This is a genomic window from Lacrimispora sp. 210928-DFI.3.58, from assembly GCF_020554865.1.
In the GTDB taxonomy this organism is placed as follows: Bacteria; Bacillota; Clostridia; order Lachnospirales; family Lachnospiraceae; genus Enterocloster.
The window spans coordinates 82,012-91,926 of record NZ_JAJCIC010000018.1 but is presented as its reverse complement, the minus strand read 5'-3'; the positions used below and the strand labels follow the sequence as shown (position 1 = coordinate 91,926).

Annotated in this window: 9 protein-coding genes; 1 reads left to right on the top strand and 8 read right to left on the bottom strand. The window is 53.0% G+C overall.

The window, feature by feature from the left end:
* Positions 1-62: 62 nt before the first annotated feature.
* The 7 genes from LIZ87_RS12475 to LIZ87_RS12445 form a co-directional block, all read right to left on the bottom strand.
* A complete protein-coding gene (locus LIZ87_RS12475) occupies positions 63-665 on the bottom strand; it encodes a histidine phosphatase family protein (protein ID WP_227147457.1) in 603 nt (200 codons plus the stop codon).
* Between the two features lie 11 nt (positions 666-676).
* Complete coding sequence (locus LIZ87_RS12470) at positions 677-1,324, bottom strand: sigma-70 domain-containing protein (RefSeq protein ID WP_227147454.1); 648 nt, start codon at positions 1,322-1,324, stop codon at positions 677-679.
* A 143-nt stretch (positions 1,325-1,467) separates the two neighbouring features.
* A complete protein-coding gene (locus LIZ87_RS12465) occupies positions 1,468-2,403 on the bottom strand; it encodes a M14 family metallopeptidase (protein ID WP_227147451.1) in 936 nt (311 codons plus the stop codon).
* Positions 2,400-3,338, bottom strand: a complete 939-nt coding sequence (locus tag LIZ87_RS12460) for a M14 family metallopeptidase (RefSeq protein ID WP_227147449.1) — start codon at positions 3,336-3,338, stop codon at positions 2,400-2,402. Before LIZ87_RS12460 ends, LIZ87_RS12465 begins: the two co-directional genes overlap by 4 nt.
* The gene (locus tag LIZ87_RS12455; protein ID WP_178316256.1) at positions 3,332-4,129 is read right to left on the bottom strand and encodes a transglutaminase-like domain-containing protein; all 798 of its coding nucleotides are present in this window, start codon (positions 4,127-4,129) and stop codon (positions 3,332-3,334) included. The genes LIZ87_RS12460 and LIZ87_RS12455 overlap by 7 nt, the downstream gene beginning before the upstream one ends.
* 12 nt (positions 4,130-4,141) lie before the next feature.
* The gene (locus tag LIZ87_RS12450; protein ID WP_178316257.1) at positions 4,142-4,816 is read right to left on the bottom strand and encodes an alpha-E domain-containing protein; all 675 of its coding nucleotides are present in this window, start codon (positions 4,814-4,816) and stop codon (positions 4,142-4,144) included.
* The gene (locus LIZ87_RS12445) at positions 4,798-6,108 is read right to left on the bottom strand and encodes a circularly permuted type 2 ATP-grasp protein (RefSeq protein ID WP_227147447.1); all 1,311 of its coding nucleotides are present in this window, start codon (positions 6,106-6,108) and stop codon (positions 4,798-4,800) included. The genes LIZ87_RS12450 and LIZ87_RS12445 overlap by 19 nt, the downstream gene beginning before the upstream one ends.
* Before the next feature lie 357 nt (positions 6,109-6,465).
* Here LIZ87_RS12445 and LIZ87_RS12440 point away from each other — a divergent pair, with 357 nt between their 5' ends.
* A complete protein-coding gene (locus tag LIZ87_RS12440) occupies positions 6,466-7,341 on the top strand; it encodes a LysR family transcriptional regulator (RefSeq protein ID WP_227147444.1) in 876 nt (291 codons plus the stop codon).
* A gap of 17 nt (positions 7,342-7,358) precedes the next feature.
* Here the strand turns inward: LIZ87_RS12440 and LIZ87_RS12435 are convergent, their stop codons facing one another.
* Entirely contained in the window at positions 7,359-9,731 is a 2,373-nt protein-coding gene (locus tag LIZ87_RS12435) for an ATP-dependent DNA helicase (RefSeq protein WP_178314764.1), read from the bottom strand.
* Between the last annotated feature and the right edge of the window lie 184 nt (positions 9,732-9,915).

Below are 9,915 nucleotides of genomic sequence, written 5' to 3'. Positions count from 1 at the left end.
ATTTATGGCGCAGCCATGAATTCCAACAGAGTGGCGACTTTGTCGACACTCTGAGTCATCTCCTACAGAAGATGACTGCAATCATCGAGCTCCAACAGCCGGCATACCCTGGCCTCAGGATCATAGTCAATGGTCGTAATGGAGGCATTCCCCACCACCATCTCCTCCTTGGTCCTGTCTTTCTTCAGCAAAAGGGCGATCAGATGCGCCAAGGTCCCTCCGTGGGATACGATGGCTATATCGCCTGCAGCCTGGCTTTTTATCTGCTCCCAGGCCTTTTCACAGCGGTCATCCACCTGCTTTAGGGTCTCTCCGCCCCTGGGAGCCACAGATGAGGGATGGGAAAGCCACGCCGAGTAAAGCGCTCCATCCTCTGACAGGATCTCCTCCGAGGTCCTGCCCTCCCAGACACCGTAATTGATCTCCATCAGCCAGGGAACGGTTACCACCGGAACATGCTGCCTCTCCCCGACCATTCTGGCTGTCTCATAGGCCCGCAGCTGGGGGCTGGCAAAGATTTTTTCCACAGGACGCTCCTCCATGGCTTTTGCCAGGAGGCTTGCCTGGCGGCGTCCCTGTTCATTTAAGGGAATATCCTGGCTTCCCTGTATTCTCTGGGCAACGTTCCAGTCCGTCTGTCCATGGCGTATGATATAAAGCTTCATATCCCCTCCCTCTACAAGAGGTCTTCCAGGCTCCAGCCGTCCCTGATGGGATTGCCTGTGGAGGAGGTATTCTCCGTACCAGGATCAGCCTCTTCATAGCCGGATGCCATGTCCCCGCTCTCATCCCGGCCTTCAGCCACCTGACCTTCCCCGTTCACCGTCAAAGCATCCAGGGCCAGCTTCATGATGTCCTTGATCTCATCCTCTGTCATCTTCATCTTGGCAGCCAGCTCCTCCACTGTGGCCTCACGGCCCAGCTCCTTTGCAAGAACCTGGGATACTGTCTGGAGCACATTGACCCTGGCAGCCATATTTTCCTCAATATCCAGCTCTGTCCTCTGCTCACTTAAGGCCAGCTCCACCGCCTCGCGGATGCGGCCTTCCATGAGTTCCTCCCAGTCAGCGCTGCCGTCATATTCCACAGCCGCCAGCATAAGGGCGGTGTTGGCCTCCTGGACCAGGTCTGATATGGGAAGCTCCCTTCCCTCATACTCCTTTGCAAGCTCCAGGGCACGGTGCAGGCTTCCCTCCACCAGGCGGTTCCTGGCTCTTTCGTCTCCCTGGGCCACGGCTGCTAACAGCACCGCCCTCTCCGCCTCTGTCACAGGAGCTACCTGCCCCATTTCCTCCAGATACATTTCATAAAAATTTTCTGCCATTTTCTCTTCCAATTCCTTCTTTTTCTATTCACGCACAATCCGGCAAAACGCGTCGCTGGCGTGTTTTGCCGGATACTGCGTAATAAGCGCCTGTCACTTCAGGCTCTTATCCAGGCTCTTACCGCATAGGCCATCCGCCTTCATCATTGGTGCAGCCGCCTGATAATTTTATAGATCATCGTCCCCTCCATCACAAGGGGCTGGCTGTGCGCAAAGAACACGATGCCGTCCGTGGGGGACTTGACACTGCTTACCAGCTCTCCGTCATCCGGGCTCACGATCTCTGCCAGCACATCTCCCCGTCTTACCTCATCCCCGGGCTTAAAGCACCGTCTGAAAATGCCTGCGCCATCTGCGCACACATTTGTCATATCTCCCTCCTGGAGCACGCTTGCAATGTAGCCGCTGTGGCTCGTATAGCGCAGTATGCCCATTCTTGTGAGGAAACGGAGAATGGAGGCCACAGCCTGCTTTGCTGATACCTCGTCAATGGTATCCGTAGCGCTTGTATACAGCGAAAAAGCACTTGTATCCCATACCTGCCAATTGTAGTTCAAGGTAGTGGTATCATAGGGCTGGGGCTTTCGTATCACCACATAGGGCAGGCCGAACAGGTTTGCCAGGCTTGCATTCTGGAAGCCTGTCTCCATCATGCGCACATGAGGCACGAACTCTCCCGGCATATAGAAGCTTGCCAGCTGGATGCCGTAGCTGTAGGCCTGTACCTTGGCAAACACGCCGTCGGCGATCCTCTGGGTGGTCTCACCCAGGTTATAACCGGGAAACATGCGGTTGATATCCGTATTGTCCCCAGGCCAGAACCGCTTCCCGATATTCATGGAGTAATGGTTTACATGGGGGATCACCAGGATCTCATTGTTTCCTACGATCGCTCCTCTTGACTCCAGCTCCTTTAAGGACTTCACCAGCTGGGAGCAGATGTACATCTGCTGGATCTCATTGCCCCTTAAGGCTCCGATAATGCAGGCTGACTTTTCGCCCTTTCCGAAATAGTAGCCGTAAACGTCCATATCCTCCCTGTACAAGCTGGGCAGGGAAAAGATCAATTCCTTTCTCATGACCTGTCACCTCCCAGAACTCTGGCGAGAAGGGAGCCCGGAGATACTACCGGGTACTCTCTCAAGGTAAAAAGCAGCCCATCGATGGGCGCATATACCTCCTCCTCCACCTTTCCCTCCAGAGGATTTAAGATCCTGCCGATCATTTCTCCCTTTTTCACATCATTCCAGTGAGGAACGCAGGGCAGGAAAATGCCGGGACGGCCTGCATTTACAAAGCCGACCTCCCTGTCCCTGGACACGATGGGCTGCTTTGGGGTGATGACCTCGCCGGCCCACACATCCAGATCCTTCATCAAGGCAAATATCCCGTCCACCAGCTGATGGCAGAAGCCCTCTGTGATGCGCATTCCCACACCCATCTCCACCACCAGGGTGGGAACTCCTATGGTGTTCAGGCTGTGGGCAAGGGTGGACTCCAGCACGGTAGCAGCCGCATGGACCCATATGTAATCCACATTCAGGCGTTTTGCATAGGGAAGGAGCCTATCTGCCGTTCCCTCGCTGACGCGCACCTGCGGGATCTCCCGAAGGAAAATATTGCTGGCATGGATATCAATGCAGAGATCTGCCCCTTTGATGCTTTCAACGATCTTATGAGCCACGTATTCCGGGGCTGATATGCCCTCTCCTCCCGGAAAAATACGGTTCATATCCAGGTCAAAGCCCGGCACTCCCCTGGTAATGGAATCCACTCCCAGAGGATTCAGAGCAGGATAAATTTCCACAATACCTGTCAGGTACTCCAAATGCTCTTCGATCAGGCGGTTCAGCTCGTAGCAGACATACTGTCCCTCCAGCTCATCACCGTGGGTGCCTGTAACGATGCAGACCCGCTTTTCCTTTCCCGTCAGGACCATGGGCTTTATCACATTTTTCTTGACATTCAGCTTCTCGCCCACTGGCAGCCCTACGGATACCACCGTTTCTACCATGTCGTTTCTTCCACCTTTACATAGATTCTCTGTTGCTGGCCGGCGGCCCCCCGAAAGCAGCCCCGGTCTACGGTACAGTCACCGTAATCCCTTCCATGGGAAAATTTGATGTACGTTTCATCTGTCATACAGCAGTTGGTGGGGTCCGCTCCCAGCCACATGCCCTCCAGCCATACCTCTGCCCAGGCATGGGTAGCGCCCTCGCCGATCATGGCGCCTGCCGCGTACCTGGCCGGGATCCCCGCCATGCGGCACATGGAAAGAAGGATGTGGGTGTAATCCTGGCACACTCCCTTTCCTCCCCTTAAGGCCTGGGCGGCTGTGGTATGGATGTCCGTCGCCCCGGGCACATAGGACATATGGCGGTATACCGCCTCCATGAGACGGCGCACAAAAAAGATGCCGCGGCCGGAATCCCCCGACCGGACATATTCTCCCATTACGTTCTCATACAGCTGCCTGATATTTTCCTCCGGTTCCGTAAAATGGGACGGATACCGGAATACCGGATCCGCCTCTGCCATTTTCCGCTTAGAATGGTCCACAAGCACATTTCCGCGGGATACCACGTGAAGCCCCTCATGAGGGGCAAGGGCCTCTCCTGTGAGGCAGCGGCTCCCGAACCCGTCTGTGATCTCCCTGAGGAAGCCTGCCGGCTCCACATAGAAGGAGGTATCCATATCCTGCTGGACATCCTCCTTATATGGCAGGCAGCGGAACCGGAAATAATGGTCGATGGCAGGTCCTGCAAGCTGCAGCTGCATCTCATAGTGGAAATGCAGTTTCTTCAATCTGTATCACTCCTAAAAAATATTCCAGAGAGCATTGAGGGCTTCGTAGTACTTATCCCTCCAGCTCTCTCCCAGGCTGATGATCCCGGCCAGCCTGTCAAGCTCTCCTAAGGAGTAGCCGATCTTGACCTTGTGAAGCCTGTTCTGGAACTTACTGAATTCTTTTTCAATGTATTTATAAGGATAATCCATCCTCATATATAAGTCAAGCCGTTCCAGATATTTACCGCATTTGATCAGGTTGCGGCACTCCTCATCCTCCACCTTGTCATCCAGACATCCCCAGAAGGCAAAGATATCATCCAGCACAGGCTGCAGGTCATAGATGACTGCCCCGGTGCTTCCCTTCTGCTCCATGCAGTCTAAGGCCATCTGGAGGTAGGACAGGGTCGTGCTGGAAAGCTCATCCCTCAGGATCACACCATTGTCAAAGGCCCGCAGCATGTTGCTGTAAATGGAGTTGTAATCCGTGCTGTCAAAGAGATACCTGCGGATAAAATCCTCCTTATCCGTGTAAATGTCAGATGGAATGGCAATGCTCTCACAAAAGTTCTTATAGGCCTGGTCGTCCACATCCAGCATTTTGTCATAGTATTTAAAAAAGGAATCCAGGGTGGTAAATACCCTCTCCGTGTACCTGCCCAGCCAGAACAGGTGGTCTGCTTTTTCTAACGAGATAATACCCATGTGTCTTTAAATCCTCCTCCCTGTGATGAATTTACTACGAACGAATCCGGGTTCCTGGAAAACCTGGTAAGGCCGCTGGCCCATACCTTTGTGGTCTCTCCTGTGAGTACAAAGGCTCTTAAGTCAGCTTTCCTGGGCACCTGCTCATCGCCCTCCATGATATCCAGGTCAATAAAATCAATGACCTCCTGGGCGATGAAGCGCCTGGGCTCATTGGTAATGACCTCTGCCATGTGCTTTAACTCTTCCCCGGTCATGTCGCTTCCAAAGGCGACTCCGTAGCCTCCTGCCTCGGATACATCCTTGATCACAAGCGTTGACAAATGCTCCAGGATATAGTTCCTGTCCTTTTCATAAAAGGCCAGATACGTGGGTGCATTGTGCAGGATCGGCTCCTCTCCCAGATAATACCGTATCATATGGGGTACAAAGTAATAGCTGCCCTTGTCATCTGCCACGCCGTTGCCCGGCGCATTGAGAAGCGCTACCTTTCCCTCCCGGTATACATCCACGATCCCAGGAACGCCGATGAGGGATTCCGGTTCAAAGGTCAGCGGATCCAGATATTCATCGGAGATCCGGCGGTATACAGCTCCCACCTTCTCCCGCCCGCTGTAGTGGCGGTAATATACATATCCATCCTCCACAAACAGATCCTGCGGCATTGCCAGAACTGCGCCGCTGCGCTCAGCCAGATAGGAATGCTCAAAGAAGGCTGCATTGTACCGTCCCGGTGTCAGGACAACGTTAATGCCTCCTGTATTCACATGATCCATGACCTCCTTCAGCATGGAGGCGTAATTGCGGTTGTCAATGATACGCTTGTCGGCAAAGGTCCTGGGGGAGGCCTGGCGGGTCAGCTCCCTTGCGATCAGGGGATAAGAGGCGCCGGAGGGGATCCTTAAGTTGTCCTCCAGTATGTACCAGGTCTTATCCTTTGCCTGTACCAGGTCAATGCCTGAAATATGGCTGTAGATCCCCTTTGGCGGCATGATCCCGCGGCACTGGATCAGATACCCTTTGGAGGAGTAGATGAAATCCTCCGGTATCACACCGTCTTTTATGATCTTCTGTTCTCCGTAAACATCCCCTAAGAACGCATTCAGAGCGTTCACCCGCTGGATCAGGCCCTTTTCCAGATAAGCAAACTCGGAAGCCTCGATCACTCTGGCAAGTGGATCAAAGGGAAACAGCTGTTCATGGAAGGTTCCGTTTTTGTAGATACCGAATTTCACCCCATATCTTGCAAGCAAGCGGTTGATCCCTTCGGTATGGTTTACCAATTCCTTCATTACATCGCACTCCTGTCCCAGGCAGACCGCCTGATTTGTAAAAAGAATCCTGCTCTGCAGGATTCTCCGCCTGCGGCGGGCCGCATAAGCGGCATCTTCCTTTCCGCCGCAGTGCGGTCCATGCAAAGCATTTTTTGTTGCACAGGGAATGAAGCTTCCCGTGTAACAAAGAAAAAGGCGCTGAATAACTAGCTTCAGCGCCTTTACTTAATAAATACTATACCGCCTGGTTTCACTTTTGCCAATCAATAACTGTAATAAAGTGGGAAATTTTTTTTAATAATCGAAAGCCCCCGGTCTTTACAAAGCCTTTCCCTCCGTGATAAGATAGGATTAGTTTATAAGGAGGACTTCATAATGGACATTAATTATGAATTATATAAAGTATTCTATCATGTGGCTGTGACCTTAAGCTTTTCTGAGGCGTCAAAGCAGCTATTTATTTCTCAATCGGCTGTGAGCCAGTCCATTAAAGTCCTGGAAAAGAAGCTGAACCAGCCTCTTTTCATCCGCAGCACGAAGAAGGTGCAGCTGACCCCGGAGGGTGAGATCCTCTTGAAGCATATCGAACCTGCCATGAACCTGATAAAGAAGGGGGAAAACCAGCTTCTGGAGGCCCACACCTTAAATGGCGGGCAGCTGCGCATCGGCGCCAGCGACACCATCTGCCGCTACTACCTGGTACCCTATCTGAACCGCTTCCACAAGGAGTATCCGGGCATCCATATCAAGGTCACCAATATGACCTCCATCCAGTGCGCCAGCCTGTTAGAAAGCGGACAGGCCGATTTTATCATCACCAACTATCCCAACTCCGCCCTTTCCGGCAGTATGAATACCAGGGTGATCAATGAATTCCGGGATGTGTTCACTGCCAGCCGCCAGGCCTTTGACCTGGAGGGCAAAGCCCATACTCTGGAGGAGCTCCTGCAGTATCCCATCATGATGCTGGACCGCAAGAGCACCACCAGCGAATTTCTCCACCAGATATTCCAGAAAAACCAGCTGGATCTTGTACCGGAGATCGAGCTCTCCAGCAATGACCTGCTGATCGACCTGGCCCGCATCGGCTTAGGAATCGCCTTTGTGCCGGATTTCTGCATCCCGCCAAAGGATAGGGATCTCTTTGTCCTGGAACTCACAGAGCAGCTTCCCCTGCGCCAGATGGTGGTGGCCTACAATGAAAGCCTGCCAGTCTCCCAGGCAGCCAAGCAGTTTATGGACATGCTGTAGGGTGCGGGAGCAGCCGCTCAATCTGTCCTGTGCCCCTCCCAGAACTCTGCCAGGGCCTGGGATACATTATGGCGGTTTACCACCGTATAGCTGCCCCACTCCCAGGGAAACAGCGCTACATACTCAGGCCGGAGGAAACGGTCGTCCAACAGCGCGATCACACCCTTGTCCTGGATGGTGCGTATCACCCGCCCTGCCGCCTGCATAACCTTGTTCATGCCAGGATACTGGTAGGCATAGTCAAAGCCCTGACCGCCATGTTCATCAAAATAATCCCTCAGGATCTCCTGCTCTACATTTACCTGGGGCAGTCCCGTTCCTATGATTACAGCGCCGATGAGGCGCTCTTCTTTTAGGTCGATCCCCTCAGAGAAAATGCCTCCCATCACGCACAGGGCCGCCATGGAACGCTCCTTCTCCTTCTCAAATTCCTCTAAAAATGCTTCCCGCTCCTCCTCTGCCATGTGACTGCTCTGAAACAGGCAGGTAAAGGAAAGTCTTCCCCCTTCCTCACGTTCCCTCAGGATCTCTCCCACCTGGGACAGGTACTGGTAGGAGGGACAGAACACCATATAATTTCCCTTTCTTCCCTCTACGATCCGTTCAATGTAATCTGCGATCTTCTCAAATTCCCGCCTGCTCCTCCTGCTGTAGCGGCTGCTCACATCGCTGGCCGCAAGGATAAGCCTGTTCTCCTGAGGGAAGGGAGACTTTGCATAGACGGCATACTCCTCCTGGCTTCCGCTCAAAAGCTCCTTGTAATACTGGATGGGCAGAAGAGTGGCCGAGAAAAACAAGGTGCTGATCCCCTTATCCAGGCTTTCCCTCAGGTTTGCTGCCGGGTTGATGCACATGAGCTTTAAAAAGAAGCTGTTGTCCGGGCGGACCATGGCGTAGATCCTGTAATTATCATCTGCCCGGTCATGCACATAGAGGAAATCCCTGACCTTAAAGTAGAAATCCAGAACCAGATCCCTGTCCTCAAACTCCACATGCTCATTCATAAAGGTCTCCAGCTCCCCAAACATGGACATGAGGCTTAAGGCCAGAAGATTGACCTCTGTGAGGATCTCATACCCTTCATCCAACACATGATTCAGACGCGGGCCATCTAACGTCTCTGTCCCATAGGCCCGCTTGATCTCCAGAAAGCGGCGGTTGCACTGGTCTAAAAGCGTTAAAAGCTTTCCCGTACCGGGCTGTCCCTTCAGTACGCGCTTTGCCAGCAGGACATCTTCCTTTAACAGGCTTGCGCTGTACATCTCCCTGGCCCTCGGCACCAAATTGTGGGCCTCGTCCACCAGAAAGAGATATCCCCTTGAGGGCTCCCCCTCGGAGAAATAGCGCTTCAGACGGACATTCGGATCAAACACATAATTGTAGTCGCAGATGATCCCATCCACCCAGCTGCTGATATCCAGGCAGAATTCAAAGGGACAGACCTCATATCTGGCCGCGTACTGAAGCACCTTTTCCCTGGTGATCCCCTGCTCCTCGTGGAGGATCTCATAGACAGCATCATTTACCCGGTCAAAATGTCCCTTTGCCCTGGGGCAGGCCTGGGGATTACATTCCGGCTTTTCCATGACACAGAGCTTTTCCTTTGCCGTTATGGTGACTGTGTTAAAATAGAGGGAGCGTTTCTCCCTTAAAATGGAAAATGCCTCCTCCGCCACGCTGCGGGTGATGGTCTTTGCCGTGAGATAAAACAGCTTATCCCCATAGCCCTCCCCCATGGCCTTCAGGCTGGGAAAGATGGTGGAGAGCGTCTTTCCCACCCCTGTAGGAGCCTGGATAAACAGGTTCCGTCCCCTGGCAATGCTCCTGTAGACATTGACAGCCAGCTCCTTCTGCCCCTCCCGGTAATCATATGGAAAGGTCAGCTCCTTTAGGCAGGCCTGGCGCCTTTGGCCGTGGCTGTAGAGATATCTGGCCCATTTCACGTACTCGTGTATTAGGCCCTGAAACCACTCTGTAAGCTCCTCAAAGCTCCGGCTCTCCTTAAACCTCCGTATCTCCTCTGTCTCTATGTTGCAGTAGGTCAGCTGTATGCCGATCGAATCAAGCCCCTTGTCAAAGCAGTAGATATAGCCGTAGCACAATGCCTGGGCCATATGGACACTGTCTGCCTCCTCCAGCCTGTTCACGTCCATGTAGATACATTTGATCTCGTCAATGGTGACGCCTCCCGGCTCTGTGAGGATGCCGTCTGCCCGTCCCTCCACCAATATGGTAAACTGGTCCTCCTGCACCCTGTGCTTTAAGCTCACCTCTGCCTGATAATTGCTGCCCATACGCTTTTGAATCTTCCGGTGGAGCCTGCTTCCGGCCTGCATGGCCTCCTTTTTTGCTCCTGCTGTCCTGCGGTTGTCCAGATCTCCTGACCGCATAACAAACTCCACCAGATTACGCACGGATATCCTGACCTGTGCCTGGCTGTCCAAATCACGTCTCCTGCCTTCCTAGTGTTCCATATCTTCTGCAGACAGCATAGCATAAAAGAGGGCGGATTGCAAACTTATGTTCGCGATCCGTCCTCTCTTCTGTCCTGTCCATCTATATACTGTCACAAAT